Source organism: Enterobacter sp. 04-C-12-SI-ECC, assembly GCF_047530715.1.
Lineage (GTDB): Bacteria > Pseudomonadota > Gammaproteobacteria > Enterobacterales > Enterobacteriaceae > Enterobacter > Enterobacter bugandensis.
Window position 1 is genome coordinate 46,154 of sequence record NZ_JBLKDI010000016.1, and the last position, 23,260, is coordinate 69,413.

The window sequence follows — 23,260 nt, forward strand, 5'->3', positions numbered from 1 at the left end:
GGTCCCTCTCAGACGGACAAATTATTTATTTTCATCTGCATCATTTCGCTCAGCGCAGGTGACGCTTTGCTCTCTACGCCAGCTTGCCACGCTTTACGCGCGCCCGCTTTGTCACCTTTGCTCAGCAGTGCTTCACCGCGCAGATCGGCAACGATGGCAGCAAAACCTTCGCCTTTGATTGTATCGAGCGTTTTCAGCGCGTCGTCAGCTTTTTTCTGCTGAACCTGAATACGTGCCAGGCGCAGATTGATCACTGCTTTCAGGTTTTCATCGCTGGCAGCAGCAAGGCCCTGAGACAACTGAGCAGCGGCTTTATCCAGTTCGTTTTTATCAACGTACTGCTGAGCCACTTCCAGCGCTGCCAGTGCACCGTAGGTGTTTTTGTTATCAGCGGCAAATTTCTCTGCCGCAGCCAGCGTTTGCGGCTGGTCGGCACGAATAGCGCTAACGGTATTTTCATAGGACAGGGACGCGCCGCGCGCGGAATCCGCCTGATGGTTGTTCCAGTAACGCCAGCCCACCAGCGCACCCACACCTAAAATAACCCCAACAACCAGCGCTTTGCCGTTTTCAGCAAAGAAGCGTTTAATCGCGTCGACCTGATCGTGTTCGTTCTCGTACATTTCCACGCCGTCTTTCTCCTTAGCCCAATAGAGTGCGCAAGTGCGCCGCAACGCCGTCCTGCGTTACCGTTGTCTGCTCACCAGAGCGCAGGTCTTTTACTACCACTTCGCCGTTAGCCACTTCGGACTCGCCCAGCACCAGTGCAATACTTGCGCCCCACTTATCGGCACGAGCAAACTGTTTTTTGAAGTTGCCGCCGCCATGGTTGGTCATCAGCTTAACGCCCGGCAGCGCATCGCGCACGCGTTCGGCAAGCTGCATCGCCGCAGACTGCGTTTCCGCGCCTGAAGCCACCAGGTATATATCGACAACGGAATCTGCTTTAAATTCCGGATTAACTGCCTGAACCAGCAAAACAAGTCGCTCAAGACCCATCGCGAAGCCAACCGCAGGCGTCGCACGGCCACCCAGTTGCTCAACCAGACCGTCATAACGGCCGCCGGCACACACGGTGCCCTGAGAACCGAGGCTGGTGGTTACCCACTCAAACACGGTGCGGTTGTAGTAGTCCAGACCGCGCACCAGACGCTGGTTCACGGTGTAGGCAATGCCCGCCGCTTCGAGCAGCTTGCACAGGCCGGTAAAGTGTTCGCGAGACTCGTCGTCCAGGTAGTCACCCAGCGCAGGGGCATCGTTCAGCAGCGCCTGAACATCAGGGTTTTTGGAATCCAGCACGCGCAGCGGGTTGCTGTACATGCGACGTTTGCAGTCTTCGTCCAGCTTCTCTTTATGCTGCTCCAGGAACGCCACCAGCGCATCGCGGTAGTTAGCGCGCGCTTCCAGAGAACCGATTGAGTTCAGTTCCAGCGAAACGTGCTCAGAGATACCGAGGGCGCGCCACCAGCGGGCGGTCAACATAATCAGTTCGGCATCGATGTCCGGGCCCTGCAGGCCAAAGACTTCCACACCCAGCTGGTTAAACTGGCGATAACGACCTTTCTGCGGACGTTCGTGGCGGAACATCGGGCCGATATACCACAGGCGCTGCTCCTGATTGTACAGAAGACCATGTTCGATGCCGGCGCGTACGCAGCCCGCCGTACCTTCCGGACGCAGGGTCAGGCTGTCGCCGTTGCGGTCCTCAAAGGTGTACATCTCTTTTTCAACCACGTCGGTCACTTCACCGATCGCGCGTTTGAATAACGGGGTCTGCTCTACAATCGGCAAACGGATTTCGCTGTAACCGTAGCTGCCGAGCACCTGCTTCAGCGTGCCTTCAATGCGCTGCCAGATGGCGGTTTCGCCAGGCAGGTAATCGTTCATGCCGCGGATGGCTTGAATGTTTTTTGCCACGTTTATTCTCTTTCTATATACAAAAAAAACCCAAAGAATGGGTTCAATCATACATGGGAAGCGGCACGCTTCCCATCACGTTATTTTTCAACCTGCTGAACGCTGATGCGCTGTGTCTCGTCCATCATCGCGGCTTTGGCGCGGATGCGGGCTTCAAGCTGGTCAATCATGTCGCTATTATCCAGACGATCTTTACGAACGCCATCTTCATAGAGACCACTTTTCTTGTTACCGCCGGTTACGCCCAGGGTTGAGACCAGCGCTTCACCCGGACCGTTCACGACACATCCGATGATGGAGACGTCCATCGGGGTGATGATGTCTTCCAGACGCTGCTCCAGGGCATTCACCGTGCCGATCACGTCAAATTCCTGACGCGAACAGGTTGGGCAGGCAATGAAGTTGATCCCACGCGAGCGGATACGCAGCGATTTCAGAATATCGAAACCGACCTTGATCTCTTCAACCGGATCCGCCGCCAGCGAGACGCGCAGGGTGTCGCCGATCCCTTCGGAGAGCAGTAGGCCCAGGCCGATCGCAGACTTCACCGAACCGCTACGCAGGCCGCCCGCTTCGGTGATCCCGAGATGCAGAGGCTGATCGATCTGTTTTGCCAGCAGACGATACGATTCAACGGCCAGGAAAACGTCAGAGGCTTTTACGCTGACCTTGAACTGATCGAAGTTAAGACGATCCAGATGATCGACGTGACGCATGGCGGATTCGAGCAGCGCCTGCGGCGTTGGCTCGCCATATTTTTCCTGCAGATCTTTTTCCAGAGAGCCGGCGTTCACGCCGATACGGATTGGAATGTTTTTGTCGCGGGCGCAGTCAACCACCATGCGAATGCGTTCTTCATTGCCGATGTTACCCGGGTTAATACGCAGGCAATCAACGCCGTATTCAGCAACTTTCAGCGCGATACGGTAGTCGAAGTGGATATCTGCAACCAGCGGCACGTTGACCTGCTGTTTGATCAGCTTGAACGCCTCAGCGGCATCCATCGTGGGCACTGAGACGCGAACAATGTCCGCGCCTACACGCTCTAATGCTTTGATTTGGTTGACCGTTGCTTCCACATCCGTGGTGCGCGTATTGGTCATCGACTGGACGGCGATAGGTGCCCCATCGCCGACTGGCACATTCCCAACGTAAATCCGTTTCGATTTTCTACGTTGAATCGGAGCCTGGTTATGCATGAAAAATCTCCCGCGTTGCCCGTCTGTTACTGTGCTGCTGATTGTTCGGCATTAACGGTAAGACGTGCAACCTGGTTAGTTCTGATAAAGCGGCTCAGGTCGACAGGTTTTCCTTGATACTGGATCTGTACCGCTGCCGGAGCGCCGATTTTAAGTTTGTAAGGTGCCTGACCCGTTAGGTTTAACGTGCCATCTTTCCGCTGCAGGCCGCTGAACAGTTTTTTACCTGTCGCGTCAGTCACTTCCAGCCAACAGTCAGCCGTGAAGTTCATCACCAGCGCGTTTGGATCGGCGGCTGGCGCGGCGGTTGCCGCCGGGTCGGTCGGCAGGGACGCCGCGGCGTTGTTCGCTGGCTGAGTCGGTGCAGGGGCGTTCGCCGCAGTATCGACATTTGCCTGAGAAGGGGCGACGACCGCGTTTTGATCCTGAGCCTGAGGCGCAGCGGTGTTCGCCGTTGCGGCCGGAGCCTGTGCTGCATCGGTTGCCGGAGCCGTTGTTTGCGGCTCGCTTGAGGCCGCCGCACCGTCGGTGTTCAGCGGAACGCTCTGGGCACCACCATTGCTCGCCTGATTGAGTTCAGCGGAGGACTGATCGGCCATAGTGGTGATCTCTTCCTGCTGCGCCTTATGGTTTTGCCACCACCATGCGCCGGTCAGGCCGACAACAACAAACAGCACCAGCCAGGTAAAGCTCATCAGCCAGCCATCACGTTTTTTACGACGTTTCCCCAGGGAGAAAGTTTGCATCGGGGCAACTTTTGCTGCACGAACCGGTGCCTGCTTCTCCATCATTGGCAGTAATTCGTTTTCGGGGATGTGCACCAGTTTTGCGTAAGAGCGGATATAGCCGCGCAGAAATGTTGAAGCCAGATCGGCAGGCGCCTTATCTTCTTCAATATCGCGAACCGTGGAAACTTTCAGGCACAAGCGTTCTGCAACAGCTTGCTGGCTGAGTCCGAGTTGTTCACGGGCGTTGCGAAGACGAACGCCAGTGGAGAGTGCTTCATGTTGGTCGTGAGTGGCTTCAGTATTCATTCGCTACAACTACTGGTACGTGAAAAAAAGGGTTCAGGTGCCGGTGAGTCACAATGCCGCCCGCACCGCGAAACTTCAGGTCAGTTAACCTTGAACAGACAGTATAAGACTGTCAGCCGGTAGATGACAGTGCAGCTCTGCCCGCGTGGCTAAACTGTTGTTACGTCGTTACATACTGCCCGAAACTCATATGAAACGCACCGTAATTATTAATCAAACGTCACGAATCTGACTGATTATTCAGTCAGATTATGCATCACAGCGTAGATAATGCGCCGTGATGCATAATAATCAAACAGCTTTAACCGCAATGGTCTCGCCCTGCATGCGTTTACGCAGGGTACGTTTGGTACGGTCAATGACGTCACCGGCCAACTGTCCGCATGCAGCATCAATATCATCACCGCGGGTTTTACGCACGATGGTGGTGAAACCATACTCCATCAGCACCTTGGAGAAACGGTCGATACGGCTGTTCGAGCTACGGCCATACGGCGCGCCCGGGAACGGGTTCCATGGGATCAGGTTGATTTTGCATGGCGTATCCTTCAGCAGTTCAGCCAGCTGATGCGCGTGCTCAGTACCGTCGTTGACGTGGTCCAGCATCACGTACTCGATGGTGACGCGGCCCTGGTTTGCGTTGGATTTCTCCAGGTAGCGACGCACGGCAGCGAGGAAGGTTTCGATATTGTACTTTTTGTTAATCGGTACAATTTCGTCACGAATTTCATCGTTTGGCGCGTGCAGGGAGATAGCCAGCGCAACGTCAATCATGTCGCCGAGCTTATCCAGCGCAGGCACAACGCCTGAGGTAGACAGCGTCACGCGGCGCTTGGACAGGCCAAAACCGAAGTCATCCAGCATGATTTCCATCGCCGGCACCACGTTGGTCAGGTTCAGCAGCGGTTCGCCCATCCCCATCATTACCACGTTGGTGATCGGACGCGTGCCGGTCACTTTTGCTGCACCCACGATTTTCGCGGCGCGCCAGACCTGACCGATGATTTCAGACACGCGAAGGTTACGGTTAAAACCTTGCTGAGCCGTAGAGCAGAATTTGCACTCCAGCGCACAGCCCACCTGAGAAGAGACGCACAGCGTGGCACGATCGTCTTCCGGGATGTAGACGGTTTCAACGCGCTGATCGCCTACGGCAATCGCCCATTTGATGGTGCCGTCTGCCGAGCGCTGCTCTTCCACCACTTCCGGCGCACGGATTTCAGCCACTTCTTTGAGCTTGTTGCGCAGCACTTTGTTGATGTCGGTCATCTCATCAAAGTTGTCGCTGCAGTAGTGGTACATCCATTTCATTACCTGATCGGCACGAAACGGCTTCTCACCCATATCTTTAAAGAACTCGCGCATCTGCTGACGGTTCAGGTCCAGCAGGTTAATTTTTCCATTTTTATTGGGAACCGCAGGAATGGCGACTTCGGAGGTATTCACTAGTTCAGACATAATTTTTTCCGGCCTCGTTGTTACACGTTGTGGCCCTTGGTGGGTTGAAAAGAAACGCCCCGGTAAGCAGTCTGCTCGTCCGGGGCGTTGCATTGTACAAAGTCTGGCGCAGGGATGCCACGTTTGCACGCGGCATTTACGAAATTATTAGCGAGTGCGCGGGCACACTTCGCCTTCAGCGAAGAAGAACGCGATTTCGCGCGCGGCAGACTCAACGGAGTCGGAACCGTGGGTGCCGTTCTCGGTGAAGCTGTCCGCGTAGTCAGCGCGCAGGGTACCTGCCAGCGCGTTGTCCGGGTTGGTTGCACCCAGCAGATCGCGGTGACGCTGTACTGCGTTTTCGCCTTCCAGCACGGAGACCACGATTGGACCGGAGGTCATGAACTCCACCAGGCCGTCAAAGAATGGACGACCTTCGTGCTCAGCGTAGAAACCGCGAGCCTGCTCAACGGTCAGGTGCAGCATTTTGGTGCCAACGATCTTAAACCCTGCTGATTCAAAGCGAGCGAAGATGCTGCCAATAACGTTTTTTGCCACCGCGTTTGGTTTGATGATGGAAAAAGTACGTTCAATAGCCATGATAACCTCTGTAAAATGTTCTGTTGTTTTGCATACCTGAGTATGGTGTGGCGCGGATTATAAAGAGCAATAGCGCCATTGCCTATGGTTCTGCATAACATTTTTTTAAAATGAGACGAAGATTAGCAACAGGCCGGATTTCGCATACCGTGTTGATGGCGTAAACAGAGCGGGCACTGCTTTTCATCAGGCGTAAATGACCAGAACTGGCGCTGGCACGTCAGGCAAACTGCTTTATATGCGGGAGTGGCCACGTTTTTTGCCGGTCCATCTGTTTCTGCGACGTTTATGGCCTCGTGCTGACATACTGCCTCACAGCCACCGCAGCCGGTACAGCGCCCGGTCTCCACCACCAGCGCGGCGTTCTCAAACCGAATCGCGTTTTCCGGGCAGCTTCTCCAGCATGCACCACACAGCACGCACTTATTAATATCGAGTGCGATATCTGACTCGCTAAACGTCGAGAATGCCCTGCGCAGCTCCCGCGGCCCCGGGGAAACGCGACAGGCTTTTACATCCTCGCGGGGAACGTGCATCAGCGCACGACGAGCGATATTCACCTCGCCGATCGGTATGAGCTTAAACCCCCACTCCGCTTCACCACGGCGACGAAGCGCAAGATTAAGCCGGGCAAGCGCCAGCAGCCAGTCAGGGTATTGCTCTGCGTCGATACTGATAAAACGAACCTGGCGTTGCGCGTGCCACAGCAGCAGCTCATTCACCCCAGGTGCGCGTTCAGTAAAAGGCCCAACAAGGGTATCTCCACTCAGAAATCGCTTTCGCGGCGCGATGCCGGTAATGGCCCCGGAGGGGCAGACGAACAGGCAGTCACCGCATTCAATACAGCGATTTTCATCAACCAAGACGCCGGTTTCCGTAAAAGAAAAAGCCTGCGCTGGACAAACGTCCGCGCAGGCGCAGCAGGAAGCGTGGCGAAAACGGCGACGGACGCACGCATGCGTCACGTCCATCGCAGGGGCAAACGTCAATCTGCCCATCAGCCAATACTGAAGAAAACGAAGCGCAGCATCAGCTCACCCACAATCAGCAAGGCGCTGCCCAGCAGCAGCGTGCCGCGCGCCGTTTTCAGGCCGCCCGCAGCAAAGCAGAGCATACCTGCAACGGAGACGCACCAGCTTAGAAGGTGTAACGTTCGCAGCTGCGCCAGCATCTTGAGCGGATCATGAGGGAACGTCACCACGGTAGTGTCTGTGGCAGAGATGTCGGCCAGCCAGACGGGCTGCATCACCAGACGCACAAGCACCAGCAGCGTGATAATGACTACCGCCGCACGCAGAGCAGCTCGGGAGCGCATCCCTGCCGCCATGCAGGCAGAACCAATAATGCCCACCGAGCCGATAAACAGCACCAGCGTGTTGATATGCTGCCAGGTCACCACGGACGCGTGCATGTAGATTTGTGCCATGCAGAACACGTCCACCAGCCCGACAAGACCCGCCACGGCCAAAAGCAGCTTCCAGCCTGGCTTATTGGAAAACATCAGCAGCACGGCGAGGCCAAGCGCCGCAAGGTAAAGGCTGGCGAAGATAATCTCACGGCTCAGCCACGAGCTGGAGACGTGGCGTAGCGCGTTCAGGGCATTGAGCGGATAGCCCATATGCAGCGCTGAGGCGAGCAGCCCCAGGCTCGCCAGCACAAACGCCCCAGCGGCAGGCAGCAGCGCGCTACGCGGTGTAGTATGCGCCCCCCCGAACGCCAGCCAGAGCGTCACGCCAACCGATCCCTGCAGGAACAGCGTAAAAATCAGCAGCGGTAACTCATGCATGACGTTTCCCCTCTTTCTCTGCGCCCTGATGCGCTTTGATAACCAGGTTCGGTTTTGTAATCGAGGAATCAGGCAAGCCCTTCACATCGCATACCGCACCATATTTCGCCCGAAGTTCATCAATAGGCCCAAATTTGATCGCCTCAAGCGGACAGGTTGCCACGCAGACGGGCTGCTCGCCCTTCGCCTGCAGATCCACGCAAAAATCGCATTTGGACATCTGCCCGGTCTGCTCGTTGAGCTGTGGCGCGCCGTAAGGGCAAGACCACGCGCAGTAGCCGCAGCCAACGCACTTGTCCGTATCGACGCGCACGATGCCGTCGCCCGGACGCTTGTGCATTGCGGTGGTCGGGCAGTTTTTGGTGCAGATCGGGTCCGCACAGTGGTTACAGGAAATAGAGAGCGTGTAGGCAAAAACGTTGTTGCTAACGCCGCCCTGCCCGGTTGGGATGAAATTCCCGCCGTTGACTTCGTATACGCGACGGAAACGACGTCCGACCTCAAGGTTGTTTTTGTCTTTGCACGCCACCTGGCATGCCTTGCAGCCCGAGCAGCGGGAAGAGTCAATATAGAAACCCAGCTGTTTATCGCTCACCGGCGCGTAGTGTTTAAACTGACTCATGCTTTAGCTACCTCCACCAGCATGGTTTGATGGGAATTCCCTTTCGCAAGCGCGGTAATACGGGCAGAGCTGAGCACGTTCGCGCAGCCGCCTTTATCGACGCCCTGTTCGTCCGGCAGCCACCAGGCGCCTGCCTGCATGGCAACAACGCCCGGAATGATGCGCGGCGTGACTTCAGCCGGAATTTCACAAATGCCGCGCGCGTTATGAATGCGCACGGTATCCCCCTGGGAAATGCCGCGCTTTTGCGCGTCCTGCGGGTTGATCCACAGCTTTTGCTGCTGCGCCTCAATCAGCCACGGGTTGGCGTACTGGGTTGAGTTAGCACGGTTTTTCCCTTTCCAGGTGATCAGCTGCAGCGGGAAGGTTTTCGCCAGTTCGTCTTCCGGTCCTTCGTGGGCGGGCACGTAGTGCGACAGCGCCGGAATCTCCGGATGGTGCATGTCGTACAGACGCTTCGAGAAGATCTCAATTTTCCCGGACGGCGTCGGGAACGGATGATTTTGCGGATCGCGAATATTGTCTTCAAAAGCGACGAACGGCGCGCTTTTGAAAAGATGCTGGCGCGTCTTTTGTAGCGTCGCGAAGTCCGGCAGGTTTTCATCTGGCATGGAGAGCCGCGTATGCTCCCAGATGTGCTCAATCCACGCTTTTTCGTCACGGCCCTCGCTGAATGAAGGTTCGACGCCAAGCTTAGCAGCAACTTCCCGCAGCCAGTCGTAGTCTGAACGGCGTTCGAATTCAGGTTCAATTAGCTTTTCCGACAGGATCAGATAGCTTGCCGTGCCCCAGGTTTCGCCGATATTCCAGCGTTCCATAAAGCTGGTTTCCGGCAGGAGAAGATCGGCGTATCGGGCGCTCGGCGTCATAAACAGATCGCTTGCCACGATAAACTCGATTTTCGACTCGTCTTCCAGCACGCGCGTCGCCTGATGCAGATCCGGGTTCTGGTTAGCCAGATAATTTCCCGCCAGCGAAAACAGGATGCGGATATTGCTGTCCAGCTTTTCTGCATCCTTCAGGCCGTCTTCCGCCGTTACCTTAGAAGCATCATCGGCGGCCTGCACCCAGTTCATTACCGATATTTTGGCTTTTACCGGGTTATCCGGCATCTCCGGCCCGGCAGCAAATTTACGATTAGCGCAGCCGCCATAGCCTGCCGCCCAGCCGCCCTTGACCCCAACGTTACCCGTCAGCGTTGCCAGTAACGTCGAGCCGCGCGCGGTGCGCTCGCCGCAGTTATGGCGCTGCGGTCCCCAGCCCTGGATCAGCGCGGCGGGTTTGGTGGTTGCGTAGTCGCGCGCCAGCTGACGAATGGTCTGCGCAGGTACGTGGGTGATTTTCTCTGCCCACTCAGGCGTTTTCGCCACGCCATCTTTTGCGCCGCTCAGATAAGCCATCAGGGATTCATTGGCCGGAACGCCTTCCGGCATGGATGCTTCGTCAAAGCCCAGGGTATAGCGCTGGATGAAGTCGCGATCGTGCAGGTTCTCCGTGACGATCGTGTACATCATAGCGTCCATCAGGGCGTTGTCTGTTGTGGGAAGCAGCGGGATCCACTGGTCAGCCAGGGAGGAAACCGTATCGGAATAGCGCGGATCGACAACGATAAAGCGCGTGCCGTTTTGCTTCATCTTCTGATAGAAGTAGTTGCTGTGACCAAAGATCGTCTCCGTCGGGTTATGTCCCCAGAGAATGACCAGTTTGGTGTCCAGCAGCGTGTCCAGAGAGCTGCCGCTGGCGGCGGTGCCGTAGGTATACGGCGTGGCTGCCGCCGTGTTGCCCATACTGACCGAGTGATAGCTTTCGAGATAGCCGCCGGTTAAGTTGAGCAGACGACGAACCATTTTATCGCCGGAAAACGTTCCGCCGGATACCGCAGTGCCCACATGCACATAGCGTGAGGCAGCGCCGTATTTTTGTGTAATCGTTTTTAATTGATTCGCAATAAGCGTGGTGGCTTCATCCCATGTAATACGCTCGAATTTTCCTTCGCCACGTTTACCCACGCGTTTCATTGGATATTTAAGCCGATCGGGATGATAAACAAATTTCCGATACGCGCGGCCACGAACGCAGGCGCGCATTATCGGCATCTGCGGATCTAACGCATTGTCCGGACGCGTTGAAATTCGGGTAACAACGCCCTCACTAACGTGAGCGCGAATATCACATTTACCGCCGCAGTCAAACGTGCTGCAGGTTTGCACCACTTTTTCTTCAGGCGTCGCGTGTGTTGCCGCCGCACTCTGTGCCTGTGCTTTACCTGTTGTCGCTACAAAAGGAAGGGCGGCGAGCGCCGACCCTGCCTGAATAAAATGACGCCGGGATAGCGCGGGAATAAGCCCCTCTCCCTGATTTTTATTTTTTTTCATTGCTCGTTCCTTAAAATAAAAACGCATTCTCGTTTTTTTTCAGGAACGAATATTGATAATTATCAAACTAACTCTTCGGGGGTAACACTTAACGGTCTAATTCAAAATTCACCGTCGCCGTTTGTCCTGAGTCATCCATTACAAGTAATTGATATTCGCCAGGCAAATATAATTTTAATGAATGAGTATTATTGCGCCCTTCTAACGGTTCTCCATTTAAAAACCACCAGCGCCCACCTTCTCCTCCAGTCGTAATAACAGAAAGCGTCACGTTCCCTTCACCAGGGAGTCGCTTAATAACAGCCCCCTCTCTGATACCCGAAATCATAAGCGGTGCTGCATTGTTATTATCCAGCGGCGGGCAGAGCGTCGATCTCGCAGGAAGACGCGCAGCCCTTTTTTCCGCTGCGGGCAGCCACGGCTCCAGCGGCAGCGGCCAGACGTCGAGAACTTTTTCTGTGGCATCAGGGCAATCTGCCGCCACACGCTTGCCCGTTTTATCCAGCCAGACCGGGAAACGAATGCCGCGAATGCCTTCCTGTTCCGGCAGCAGCAGCGTGGGTGGTTCACTCCCTTCCAGCAGCCAGGTCGAAAGACGACGCCGACAGTTTTCACTGCCTTCCGGCAGCGACTGGCCGCCCGGCCAGCAGATCACACCCCGCCCAACGCTTTCCGGGCGCGGATCGCGCGGCAGGCGGGCCTCGTCTATTGTCGAGCGTGACTGAAGCAGGTTATTCACCTGGTTTAATAGCGGAACCGCGCTGGCAAAACCAAACTGCCCCGCTACCGGCGTGCCGTCAGGTCGTCCGGTCCATATGCCGATGACGTAACGGGCATTCAGACCGATGGCCCAGGCATCGCGGTAGCCATAGCTGGTGCCCGTTTTCCACGCCAGCGGCGCAATTTGAGGCAGCGCACTGTCCGGCAGCGGCTGCGCTTCATTCGCCAGAATACGGCGAATAATCCACGCCGAACCTGGCGATAACAGCGGGCGTTCAGTTAGCGGGTCGCCCGGCTGTAAGCGCAGCCGGCCCGCCTTGCCATGCCTTGCAAAGGCGCTGTACGCGGCGGCGATATCCGCCAGCCTCGCGCCTGCGCCACCCAGGATCAGCGACAGATTCGGCTGCGCTCCGGCAGGCAGGATCAGCGGCAGGCCTGCGTTACTCAGCATCCCGGCAAACCGTTTGGGACCGTAGGCTTCCAGCACCTGGACGGCTGGCAGGTTGAGCGAGCGCACCAGCGCTTCACTCATGCTGACCGGCCCGTGGAACCCGCTGTCAAAATTTCCTGGGCGATAATCACCGGTTTTTCTGGGCACGTCCTGAAGCAGCGAGGCGGGATGGATCAGGCCATCGTCCAGCGCCATACCGTAAATAAAGGGTTTTAACACCGATCCCGGCGATCGGATCGCGTTGACCATATCCACGTGGCTAAAACGACTGTCATCGTTGATATCCACCGATCCCACCCAGCCGCGCACCTTCATGTCGGTATGATCGACCACGATCATCGCCAGCGAACTGCGTGCCGGCAGGCGGGATTTCCAGTTCATCGCCAGCTCTTCCAGCTGCCGTTGCAGTCCGGCATCCAGCGTAGTGACAATTTTTGTGTCGCGGCTTTTGCCGAGCATCATGCGTGCAAAGAGCGGCGCCAGCTGCGGCATCTGCCGGGGAGCCAGCCATACCGGCTCTTCACGGGACTCTTTCACCTGCTTTGCTGACCAGACGCCCTGAATCATCATGCGATCGAGCACTTTGTTGCGTGCCGCTTCGGCCCGCTCGGGCCAGCGATCCGGGCGCAGACGGCTGGGTGCCTGCGGCAGTACCGCCAGCAACGCCGCGTCGGAGTAGCTCAGCTGCGACGGGGGTTTCCCAAGGTAGGTCCAGCTTGCTGCTCCCACGCCCTGCAGCGTGCCGCCAAACGGAGCACGATTGAGATAGAGCGTAAGAATGTCACGCTTAGAGAGGTGCCATTCCAGCTGCATCGCCCGCCAGAGCTGGCGAATTTTGCCGCCAAAGGTGCGCGGATGCGGATCCAGCAGGCGTGCCACCTGCATGGTAAGCGTGCTTCCTCCCGAAACCACTCTTCCGGAACTGAGATCCTGCCAGGCGGCGCGCAGGACAGAGAGCGGGTTTACGCCCGGATGCTCCCAGAACCAGCGATCTTCGTACTGGATCAGAGCCTCAAGATAACGGGGAGAAACCTCTTCAATGGTCACCGGGTAGCGCCAGATGCCTTCGCTGTCGGCAAAACGCCAGAGCGGCGCGCCCTTCTCGTCCACCACAACTCGTGCGGGGTTAACCTCTTTCAGAGGCAGCGGCCACAGGCGGTCGGCGGCGACAATCAGCCCCCCTAAAACGAGAAGCGCTCCCGCCAGCCAAAGCCAGCGGGAGCGTGTCAGACGCGCTATCAACATATTACGGAACAACAATCAGCGGGCCGCTGGCCGCACCCGTTGCCCGCCACTGCGGAACGTACATAGACTCCACCATCGGAACCGGCACCTGGTAGGTGCCCGGCGTTACGGCACGGGCCAGATAAACCAGCGTAACCGGCTGACCTTCGTTTACCGGCACGGCGGCCACAAAGCGGTCGTCGCGGAACTCCATGTGCTGAATGTCCGCCTGCTGCATCTGGCTGAGCAGGTTCTGCACTTCGCTGCCGCTGTCCTGCAGGCTTGCGCTGCTGCTCGCCAGGTTCTGGTTTTCCAGCTCCAGACCAGCCGGGAGGAGATCCACAACCAGCGCATCTGGCACGTTCTGGCTGGCTTTCACTTCAAGCCAGACCAGCACCAGCTCACCGCTTTTCAGCGAAGAGAGCGATTTGCTGCTGCCATCGGTTGCCAGGATATGACGTTCAACCTGCAGCACGTTGGAACTCGGCTGAGGCGCATATTCCGGATAGCCGGTGCTGTCCAGACGTACCCACAGCGGTGCCGTGCCGGTATTGGTTACCTGAAGCGCACCAAGCTTGTCGCCGCTTACGTTTTGTACCTGCGCCTTATCGCCGCCTGATGCGGTATCAGACAACGTGGTTTTCGCCTGCCATGCGCCTGACAGGGTTTGCAGCGAACGTCCGGCCAGGAACAGCGCATTGCTCTCCTGGGTGGATAGCCAGCGCTGGCTGAATGCCTGTTCAGAAAGAGCATTCAGCAGCGTATTTTGCGCATCCGGCAGCAATTTATACTCCTCCAGAAGGGAGAGCATCAGCGCGTTATCGCGAAGCGGGCTGCCGTAATCGGCCATCCATGTATTTCTGTCGTTACGCGGCGTTTTGAGCGCCAGATCCAGCGCCTGCTGGCTGCGCGGCGCATCGCCCATCAGTTTGAGCGCCATGCCCAGCTGCATCAGCGGCAGCCCGGAAGCCGCCTGCCCGTGGCGCTCCCAGATTTCACGCAGCGCGCCCAGCGGGGCTTTTTGCTGACGCGCCAGCACCAGCGAGGCATACGCCTGCACGGCAAATTTGCTGGCCTTGGCGTCGTCGCTGTAGCGGATAGACATCATGCCCGGATCCTGCAGGTAGCGCAGCAGACGGTTGTTGGCGTTGTTCACCGCATCGGCAGGTACGCTATAACCCTGCTCGCCCGCGCGCACCAGGAAGTCAGTCACATAGGCGGTCAGCCAGTACTCTTCAGGGCCATTTTTATCCCACAAGGCAAAACCGCCATCATCACGCTGCATCTGCAGCAGACGGGAGATCCCAATATCAATGGCAGCACGGCGCTGGTCATCGGTATCTCCTTTTATACCCAGCGCGGTAAGCTGCGCGGCGTTGGTATAGAGTGACGGGAACAGGCCGCTGGTGGTCTGCTCCAGGCAGCCATACGGATACGCCTGCAGTTCACGAATATAGCGCGCCAGGTTGAGCGGTGGTTTGCCGCTCAGCAGCAGTTGCCCCTGCAGGGTGGCAGGAGAGAAACCGTTGCTGTGCTGCGCCGGTGCGGTCCAGGACTCGCCGGGGTTCAGCATGGCACCGGTATTGACCGTCTGCGCCGGGAATGCCGGACGTACGCCAATTTTCCAGCTCTTCTGCTGCGGGGCAAAGGTTTCGCCCGGAAGCTCCAGGCCGGTAACCAGCGCCGTCACCTCACCGTCGCCATAACCCTCCAGCGCACGCACCGGAATAAACAGGGTACTGCGCGCGCCCGGCGGCAACTGAACCGGCTGCGGCTGTGCACGTTCCATTGACAGTTTGCCTGTCGCGCTCAGGGCGACGTTCAGCGATTGCGGTTTGTCGGTCAGGTTAGTGAGATCCAGCGTCAGCCGTGAGGTATCTCCACTTGCCAGGAAGCGCGGAGTATTAAGCTCGGTAATAACCGGCGCGGCCACCACAACCTTGCTTTCGCTGCTGCCGAAATCATCTTCCGTCCACGCCTGCGCCATCAGACGCAGTTCGCCGTTGAAATCACCAATCGGCAGCGTAACGGTGCCTTCTCCATTGGCATCCAGCGTAACCGGCTGAGCCTGCTGGGCAATAATGGTGACGTGGTTCACCGGCGGTTTACCGCCGCGCTTGAGTTCATCGCCGTCACCACCGAAACGCAGCGCGGCCATGCGGCCCTGCCCTTCAATGACCTGGCCGTAGATATCATAGATATCGGCGCCGTAACGCTTCTGGCCGAAGAAGGCCTGCCATGGATCTGGCGTAACGTAATCGGTAATGTTCAGCACGCCGCTGTCCACCGCCGACACCAGCACGTTCACTTTCTGCGGAACCGCCCCCTCTTTTACGCTGGCTTTCACTTTCACAGAGAGCGTCTGGTTTGGACGCATTTTCTGCGGGTTATCCAGCGCTATGTTCAGGCGGCGATTTTCGTCGCCCATCGGCAGATGCAGCAGACCAACCGCGCGCTTCGGCGTGGCGGATTTGGATTTATCGCCAGGACGCACCACCAGCGTACTGAGATAGAGATCGTGACGTTTCCAGGCTTTATCCACCGGAATGGAAAGATCGAGCCCGTTTGCCGGTACGTCGATCTCTTTCCACCACAGCGGCCCTTCGCTGGACTCGATCATCGCATAGCCCTTGCCTGCGGCTGGCGCTGCAATGTGCAGCTGGATGGTATCGCCTGGCTGATAGGCCGGTTTATCCAGTTTCAGGGTCACGCGGTCAGGGCGCACCGCACCCGTGCCGTCGCTGTTATCCTGCCAGCTGTAACCTGCCCAGAAGCGCACGCTGCTGACCACATCATCAGGCGCTTTCACTTCCAGACGGTATGAGCCCCACTCCACCGGGAAGGTGACTTTGCCGGTTTCATCGGCCTTAAGGCTAAGCTCCTGCTCGCCCTCAATCAGATCTTTTTGATCAAACTGAGACTGCCAGCCTTCGCTCTCGGACCAGTTCCAGAAATAGTCACGGCGTTCACGGATCAGGCGTACCTGTAAGCCGGATACCGCTTTTTTCGCGCCGCTGGCATCGGCATAGACGATGTCAAAGCTGGCGTTGCCGTTCTCGTCGACAATCGGTTGGTTGACGGTGGTATCGGTACGGTAGTCGTAGACCGCCTTACTGGCGAACTGCGGACGGATACCGGGAAGTTGCGCCGCCGGCCAGATAGCCTGCTCCGCGCGGCGCGTCACCGGACGACCGCCTGATTCCAGAAGGCTCGCCTGCAGGATCAGCTGCAGAGGAGAGTGTACCTCTTTCCACTGGCTTTCGATGGTGACCTGCCCGTGCCCCTGCTCATCCAGCGTAAGCTGCACTTCATCCAGACTGCGGCTCAGGTTTTCTTCCGCAATATCACCAAACTGGAAGCCGGGCAGCGCAGCAACGGCCTCACGCAGCGGACGCAGGAAAAGCTGGCCCTGAAGAGAATTGCCGTTGGCCGGAGCGCCATACAGGTAATAGCCCACGATGTTGAAGTCCACCTCATCCTGTGGGGAAACCGGTGCTTTTTGTCCCGTCAGATTGAGCGCCATACGCTCGGGCATAAAATCTTCGACGTGGAAATCCCACAGGCGCTGCTGGTTATCACCGATATTCGCGCGAATATGCCACATGCCGGTCTGCGCGCCGCTATCCAGCGGGTAGTTGAAGCGGTAGAGGCCGTTCTCAGGCTGAACAACGATCGTGCGTGCCACCTGGCCGTCCGGGCGCAGCACGTCAAGCTTCACGGGCTGATCGGGAAGCGGTTTTCCGTCGCTGTCGCGCAGCAGGCCGTTAAGGATCACCGTTTCACCCGGACGATAGAGATCGCGTGGGCCAAACATAAAGAATTGCTTGCTGAAGCCGGGGCTACCGGCGATGTCGAACTCTGCCAGGTCGAGCGCTGGGAGCTTGAGATCGAGCAGCGTAGTCTGGCCGTCTTTGCTGGCGAGGATCAGCGCGGCTTCTTTGTCTGTTTCAAGCTTCGCATGGCCGTCGGCGTCGCTGCTGGCTTCGGCGAGCGTCTGACCTTTGTCATTGAGCAGCGTGACGGTGACGCCGGACTGCGCCGCACCGTTTTCCAGGCTCTGGGTGAAAATGTCCAGCCGGTTATGATAGCGGTGAGCAGACAAACCGATATCGCTCAGGGTGAAGAGCGTTGCGGCATTGCTGTAGTTGTAGTGCCCTGCCTGGTTCATGACGGCGATATAAACGCCGGACTGCTGAAGCGGCTTGATATCTTTAAGCGGCAGGAGCAGTTTTTCACGCGTGTTGCGCGCCGGGTTGAGGTCAAAACGACCGGTATAGACCAGTTCCGCCATCTTCAGCAGATTGTCAGATTCCCAGTTGGTCAGCGAGTTGCGGTACTCCCACTGGCTGACAAACGAGGCCAGCGATTCCGGCTTCACGCGGTAGAAATTGACGTCCACATTGTTGACGTTAAGCGCCATCACCGGCAGCCCTTCCACCACTTTGCCCGGCAGCAGCGAGCCGCGGCTGGCGAAACCGACCGACGGCTCTATATCTCGCGTGGTCAGGGCTTTTTCATAATCAATGCCAAAGGTCGCTTTGTTCAGCGCCACCAGGCCACGATCCACAGTGATAACCAGATTACGGTTTGGCTCCAGATGGCGCAGGCGAAGCTCTTTCAGGTTAGGCGCAAGTTCCCACGCCCCGTCAACTTTGCCGCTTTTCTTATCCACGACGTGAACCGTCTTCGCGAAATCCTGTTCCGGATCCAGCGGGACAGAGAAGGTCAGCACCAGCGTAGCGGCGCCGTCCAGTTGCACTTCAGACGCATCAAGCAGAGTCAGCGCTTTTCCCTGACTCTGGGCGGCCATTTTAGCCAGCTTTTCAGCGTCGGGCTTTTCCGCGGCTTTCGGTGTTGATGCGGTGGATGCTGCGGGAGCCGCAGCCTGAGGTTTATCGTCGCTGTTATCACAGCCGACAAGCGTAAAGGTGGTGAGCAGCGCGAGAGAGATCGCGGCTAAGCGAAACGGTTTCATCCTGTGTCCCTGGCCTGAGGGGGCCTGTTGGTCGTCGTCCGGATAAGTATTATCCGCAAGTTTCGTTAATACAAAAAGTCCAATTTAAGAATCTGGAAAGCGCCTCGCAGAATGGCATCACGCCGCTACACCGGGATGGAACCGCGATCACAGCGCATAACGTCATATGTTACCTTTTACGTCATTTGTTTTTAAAACAAGAAGATAGCTGGATATGTTCGCTCAGAGCCTGCTAGTTTTATGACCATGACGCACCCCGAGTGCGCGGTTCAAAAAGAGAGAAAGCCATGAAACGAGCCGTGAACGCCCTACAAAATTTCGGAAAATCATTATACGGACCGGTACTTATCTTACCGATTGTCGGTCTGTTTATCGCCTTTGGCAATGTGCTGGGCAACGGTAACCTGGCCGAATACCTGCCGTTCCTTGGCCATCCGCTTATCCAGAGTATCGGCCAGCTGATCGCCAAATCTGCCGTGTCGGTGCTGGTCAACCTGGCGCTGGTGTTTGCCGTCGGGATCCCGATTGGTCTGGCGACGCGCGATAAAGGCTACGCGGCGCTGATTGGTCTGGTGACTTTCGTGGTGTTTATCAACGCCATGAACGTGACGCTGCAGCTGCAGGGCGAGCTGGCCCCTGCTGAGCAGATGAAAGCCGCCGGACAAAGCATGGTGCTGGGCGTTCAGGTGCTGGAGATGGGCGTTTTCGCCGGGATCCTGACCGGGGCGCTCTCCGGTTACCTGTATAACAAATACTCCGGCGTACAGTTTAACGGCGCGATGGCAATTTACTCCGGCCACTGTTTTGTGGCGATTGTCATGTTGCCCGTCTCTATGCTGCTCGGCGTGGTAATGAGCGAACTCTGGCCGTTTGCCCAGCATGGGATTAGCGCGCTGGCGCTGGCAATTAAAGGCTCTGGCCCGTTCGGGGTGGCTATCTACGGTTTCCTTGAGCGCATTCTGGTGCCGACCGGCCTGCACCATCTGGTTTATACGCCGTTCCTGTATACCGAACTGGGGGGCACGCAGGAGGTGTGCGGCACGGCTTACCAGGGGGCGCGCAATATCTACTTCGCCGAGATGGCCTGCCCGGACGTGAAGCAGCTCAGCAGCACGGTAGTGTGGGACGCGCGCGGCATCAGCAAGATGTTCGGCCTGCCCGCCGCCGCGCTGGCGATGTACATGACTGCGAAGCCGGAGCGTAAAGCCGTTGCGAAAGCCATTTTGATCCCGGCGGCGCTGACCTCGCTGCTGGTCGGCGTAACCGAACCGATTGAATTCTCCTTCCTGTTCGTCGCCCCGCTACTGTTCGTGGTGCATGCGGTCCTGACCGGTATTGGCATGATGCTGTTCTCGCTGCTGGGCGTTCATGCCATCGGCGCCAACGGGATTATCGATTTCATTCTCTACAACCTGCCGCTCGGCACCGAGAAATCCAACTGGCCGATGTACATCGTGGTTGGGCTGATCATGTTTGCCCTCTACTTCGTGGTGTTCCGCTTCCTGATCCTGCGTTTCAACATGAAAACGCCGGGCCGTGAGGATGAAGATCAGGAGACACGCCTCTACAGCAAGCAGGAGTACCAGGCGAAAGGCAATAACGACGGGCTGGGCGAGTCCATCGTGGTGGGCTTGGGCGGCCGGGAAAATATTGAGGTTGTGGATAACTGCTACACCCGCTTACGCGTCACGGTGAAGGATGTTGCCATCATCGACGAGCCGCGCCTGAAGGCGACCGGCGCGAAAGGGGTTATCAAACAAGGTAACAACGTTCAGGTGGTCTACGGGCTGCACGTCAAAAAAATGCGAGAAGCCGTTGAGACGTTTCTCTGAAAGGAGCTAAAGATGTTTACACCCCCATTCATTCTGTCGATTGCCGGCGGCGGCAGCACTTACACGCCGGGTATTGTGAAAAGCCTGATGGTGCGCCTGCAGGATTTCCCGCTGGCCGAAATCCGCCTCTATGACATCGACGAGGCGCGTCAGAACACCATTGCGCCGGTGGTTGAGAAAGTGATTCGCGACCACAGCCAGAGCATCAAATTTACCGTCACCAGTGACCCGGAAGTGGCCTTCAGCGGCGCGCATTTCGTTTTCGCCCAGATGCGCGTCGGCCAGTACAAAATGCGTGAGCAGGATGAGAAGATCCCGCTGCGTCACGGCGTGGTTGGCCAGGAGACCTGCGGCCCCGGCGGGCTGGCCTACGGACTGCGCACGATCCTGCCGATGGTCGAGCTTATCGATCTGGTGGATCGCTACGCGCATGAGAAAGCCTGGATCGTGAACTACTCCAACCCGGCGGCGATCGTCGCGGAGGGCGTGCGACGCCTGCGACCAAATGCTCGCGTGCTGAACATCTGCGATATGCCGGTCGCGGCGATGCGTAATATGGGGGCCATTCTGGGTGTCGATCGTCGCAAACTGGAGGTGGACTACTTTGGCCTGAACCACTTCGGCTGGTTTACCCGCGTGCTGGTGGACGGCGAGGACAAATTACCGGAGCTGCGTAAACATATCGCGAAGTTTGGCCTGCTGACGGAAGATGCGGCCAAAACCGATCCGCAGCACTCGGATCCTTCGTGGGTTAAAACCTGGCGCAACATCAAGCCGATTATGGATAACTTCCCGGAGTTCCTGCCGAACCCGTACCTGCAGTACTACCTGATGCCGAACCAGATTGTGGAGCATCAGAACCCGGACTATACCCGCGCCAACGAAGTGATGAACGGGCGTGAGAAAAAGCTGTTCGCCGCCGCCGAAGAGTACAAGCACACCGGGATTTTACCGGATGCCTTCCACGTGGGCGTTCACGGCGAGTTTATCGTCGATGTCGCCTGCTCGCTGGCCTTTAACCTGCGCCAACGCCATCTGGTAATGGTGGAGAACCGCGGGGCGATTACCAACCTGCCTTATGATGCGGTGGTGGAAGTACCCGCCTATATCACCTCCGAAGGGCCGGAGCCTGTGCGCGTGGGGCTGGTACCGCTGTTCCACCAGACCCTGCTGCAACAGCAGCTGGCGTCTGAACAGCTGCTGGTAGAGGCGACCATCGAAGGCAGCTATGAGAAAGCGCTTCAGGCGTTCACCCTCAACCGCACCGTGCCCACTATGGAGCACGCAAAAGCGATTCTGGATGAGATGATAGAAGCCAACCGCGACTACTGGCCTGCGCTGCAAAAAGCCTGGCAGGACAGCGAAACGGTGAAAAAATAGGGGCTTGCTCGCGAGTTGAACGTGGTTTGCTTGTCGGTGTCAGAAAAAACACCGACAATCCTTTTTTACGGAAAAGAATGGAGGCAACCCATGTCCACCTCATATTTTGTCGCCGCCGACTGGCTGATTGAGCACGGCGACGATCCGGAAGTCCAGATTATTGACGCGCGTATGGCCCCGCCGGGCCAGGAACATCGTGACGTTCCCGGTGAATACCGCGCCGGGCATCTGCCTGGCGCGGTATTTTTTGATATCGAAGCCCTCTCCGATCATACCTCTCCCCTGCCGCACATGCTGCCGCGCCCGGAAGCGTTTTCCGTGGCGATGCGCGAGCTGGGCGTCAGCAAAGACAAACATCTTGTTGTTTACGATGAAGGCAATCTGTTCTCCGCGCCGCGCGCATGGTGGATGCTGAAACAGTTTGGCGTGGAAAAAGTCTCGATTCTGGCGGGCGGTCTGGCGGGCTGGAAGCGTGACGAGCTGCCGCTCCAGCAGGGCGACGTGACGCTGCCGGAAGGCGAGTTCGACGCGACGTTCGACGCTAACGTGGTGAAGCGCCTGACCGACGTACTGGTTGCGAGCCATGAAAAGACGGCGCAAATCGTCGATGCGCGCCCTGCACCACGCTTTAACGCTGAAGCGGATGAACCACGTCCAGGGCTGAGACGAGGCCATATTCCAGGTGCGCTGAACGTGCCGTGGGGCGACCTGGTGTTTGAGGGCGAGCTGAAAACTACCGACGAGCTGCGTGCCATTTTTGACCGCGCGGGCGTGGATTTACATCGCCCGATTATTGCCAGCTGCGGCTCCGGCGTGACGGCCTGCGTGGTGATCCTGGCACTCGCCACCCTCGGCGTCAACGACGTTACGCTCTACGACGGCGCCTGGAGCGAATGGGGGGCGCGTGACGATCTGCCAGTTGAACCGGCGAAATAATGGATAACCGCCTGGCCACGCTGTTAACGCGCGGGGCGTCGCTGACCCGCGCGGAGTATCGCGTCCTCGCCCACCTGACGGAGCATCCGCTGCTGGTGGGCAACATCACGGTGCGCGAGCTGGCGCAGGCGACGTTTGTTTCTACCGCCACCATCATGCGGCTGTGTCAGAAGCTGGGGTTTAGCGGCTTTAGCGAGTTTATCTGGCACTGCAAGCAGCTGCTCTCCGACACGCCGCATATTGCCGCTCAGGCGCAATCCCTTCCTGAGCTCCCGGCGCTGTTTAATCAGTTTATCGCTAACTATCAGCACACCTTCCAGTGGATCACGCAGGAGAAGCGCCAGCAGTTCGCCGACCTGCTGCGGCAGAAAGAGAGCTTTTTTCTCTACGGGGCCGGGTTTTCCTATCTCTTTGCCGAATACCTGACCAAGAAGCTGCAGGTGTTGGGCAAAACGGCGTTCATCTCCGGGCCGGGGGACAGCCGAAACATTTTTCTCAGCAACGCTGCGCGTTATCAGGTATTTATTGCCGTCTCCCGCAGCGGCGAAACGGAACAGGTGCTGGATAAGGCGCGGATTGCCAAAAACGTCGGCATGACGGTCGTCGCCTTTACCCGCGCCTCGGCCAATACGCTGGCGGGTATGGCGGACGTGCACTTTGCGCTGTATGACGAAGCGGTGCACTTCGCCGCCGAAGCCGCGGGCGTGACGTCGTTTGAGTCGAATCTGGTGCTGCTGATGGATTTACTGCTGCTGGAGGCAACGGGGTGACA

16 protein-coding genes are annotated in these 23,260 nt (G+C 57.5%); 4 read left to right on the forward strand and 12 right to left on the reverse strand.

The genetic code is table 11. The features are described 5' to 3' along the window. Positions 1 to 8 precede the first annotated feature (8 nt). The 12 genes from ACMWL8_RS18350 to ACMWL8_RS18405 all read right to left on the reverse strand — a co-directional run bounded on the left by ACMWL8_RS18350 (position 9) and on the right by ACMWL8_RS18405 (position 18,340). Positions 9 to 629, reverse strand: a complete 621-nt coding sequence (locus ACMWL8_RS18350; protein ID WP_028014059.1) for a YfgM family protein — start codon at positions 627 to 629, stop codon at positions 9 to 11. A gap of 13 nt (positions 630 to 642) precedes the next feature. After that, on the reverse strand, positions 643 to 1,917 hold the full coding sequence (gene hisS / locus ACMWL8_RS18355) for a histidine--tRNA ligase (protein WP_045260191.1): 1,275 nt from the start codon (positions 1,915 to 1,917) through the stop codon (positions 643 to 645). A gap of 80 nt (positions 1,918 to 1,997) precedes the next feature. Next, a complete protein-coding gene (gene ispG, locus ACMWL8_RS18360; RefSeq protein ID WP_045260190.1) occupies positions 1,998 to 3,116 on the reverse strand; it encodes a flavodoxin-dependent (E)-4-hydroxy-3-methylbut-2-enyl-diphosphate synthase in 1,119 nt (372 codons plus the stop codon). Positions 3,117 to 3,142: 26 nt separating this feature from the next. Continuing rightward, positions 3,143 to 4,150, reverse strand: coding sequence for a cytoskeleton protein RodZ (rodZ, locus tag ACMWL8_RS18365; protein ID WP_045260189.1), 1,008 nt, complete (start codon positions 4,148 to 4,150; stop codon positions 3,143 to 3,145). 291 nt (positions 4,151 to 4,441) lie between these two features. Next, positions 4,442 to 5,608, reverse strand: coding sequence for a bifunctional tRNA (adenosine(37)-C2)-methyltransferase TrmG/ribosomal RNA large subunit methyltransferase RlmN (locus ACMWL8_RS18370; protein ID WP_028014062.1), 1,167 nt, complete (start codon positions 5,606 to 5,608; stop codon positions 4,442 to 4,444). Between the two features lie 147 nt (positions 5,609 to 5,755). Next, complete coding sequence (ndk, locus tag ACMWL8_RS18375) at positions 5,756 to 6,187, reverse strand: nucleoside-diphosphate kinase (RefSeq protein ID WP_003860625.1); 432 nt, start codon at positions 6,185 to 6,187, stop codon at positions 5,756 to 5,758. 122 nt (positions 6,188 to 6,309) lie between these two features. Next, on the reverse strand, positions 6,310 to 7,185 hold the full coding sequence (locus tag ACMWL8_RS18380) for a 4Fe-4S binding protein (protein WP_045260188.1): 876 nt from the start codon (positions 7,183 to 7,185) through the stop codon (positions 6,310 to 6,312). Beyond that, the gene (locus ACMWL8_RS18385) at positions 7,185 to 7,973 is read right to left on the reverse strand and encodes a dimethyl sulfoxide reductase anchor subunit family protein (RefSeq protein WP_045260187.1); all 789 of its coding nucleotides are present in this window, start codon (positions 7,971 to 7,973) and stop codon (positions 7,185 to 7,187) included. Before ACMWL8_RS18385 ends, ACMWL8_RS18380 begins: the two co-directional genes overlap by 1 nt. Further along, positions 7,966 to 8,595: a DMSO/selenate family reductase complex B subunit gene (locus tag ACMWL8_RS18390; RefSeq protein ID WP_003860631.1), complete on the reverse strand. Its 630-nt coding sequence runs from the start codon at positions 8,593 to 8,595 to the stop codon at positions 7,966 to 7,968. Before ACMWL8_RS18390 ends, ACMWL8_RS18385 begins: the two co-directional genes overlap by 8 nt. Then, entirely contained in the window at positions 8,592 to 10,970 is a 2,379-nt protein-coding gene (locus tag ACMWL8_RS18395; protein WP_045260186.1) for a DMSO/selenate family reductase complex A subunit, read from the reverse strand. Before ACMWL8_RS18395 ends, ACMWL8_RS18390 begins: the two co-directional genes overlap by 4 nt. A gap of 88 nt (positions 10,971 to 11,058) precedes the next feature. Further along, complete coding sequence (gene pbpC, locus ACMWL8_RS18400; protein WP_045260185.1) at positions 11,059 to 13,386, reverse strand: peptidoglycan glycosyltransferase PbpC; 2,328 nt, start codon at positions 13,384 to 13,386, stop codon at positions 11,059 to 11,061. Between the two features lies 1 nt (position 13,387). Then, the gene (locus ACMWL8_RS18405; protein ID WP_045260184.1) at positions 13,388 to 18,340 is read right to left on the reverse strand and encodes an alpha-2-macroglobulin family protein; all 4,953 of its coding nucleotides are present in this window, start codon (positions 18,338 to 18,340) and stop codon (positions 13,388 to 13,390) included. A 287-nt stretch (positions 18,341 to 18,627) separates the two neighbouring features. Here ACMWL8_RS18405 and ACMWL8_RS18410 point away from each other — a divergent pair, with 287 nt between their 5' ends. The 4 genes from ACMWL8_RS18410 to ACMWL8_RS18425 all read left to right on the forward strand — a co-directional run bounded on the left by ACMWL8_RS18410 (position 18,628) and on the right by ACMWL8_RS18425 (position 23,258). After that, positions 18,628 to 20,172 carry a PTS transporter subunit EIIC gene (locus ACMWL8_RS18410; RefSeq protein WP_041908714.1) on the forward strand — a complete coding sequence of 515 codons (1,545 nt, stop codon included), beginning with the start codon at positions 18,628 to 18,630 and terminating at the stop codon, positions 20,170 to 20,172. 12 nt (positions 20,173 to 20,184) lie between these two features. Next, positions 20,185 to 21,552: a 6-phospho-alpha-glucosidase gene (locus tag ACMWL8_RS18415; RefSeq protein WP_045260183.1), complete on the forward strand. Its 1,368-nt coding sequence runs from the start codon at positions 20,185 to 20,187 to the stop codon at positions 21,550 to 21,552. Positions 21,553 to 21,642: 90 nt separating this feature from the next. After that, complete coding sequence (gene sseA, locus ACMWL8_RS18420) at positions 21,643 to 22,488, forward strand: 3-mercaptopyruvate sulfurtransferase (protein ID WP_028014070.1); 846 nt, start codon at positions 21,643 to 21,645, stop codon at positions 22,486 to 22,488. Further along, positions 22,488 to 23,258, forward strand: coding sequence for a MurR/RpiR family transcriptional regulator (locus tag ACMWL8_RS18425; protein WP_028014071.1), 771 nt, complete (start codon positions 22,488 to 22,490; stop codon positions 23,256 to 23,258). The genes sseA and ACMWL8_RS18425 overlap by 1 nt, the downstream gene beginning before the upstream one ends. Positions 23,259 to 23,260 lie beyond the last annotated feature (2 nt).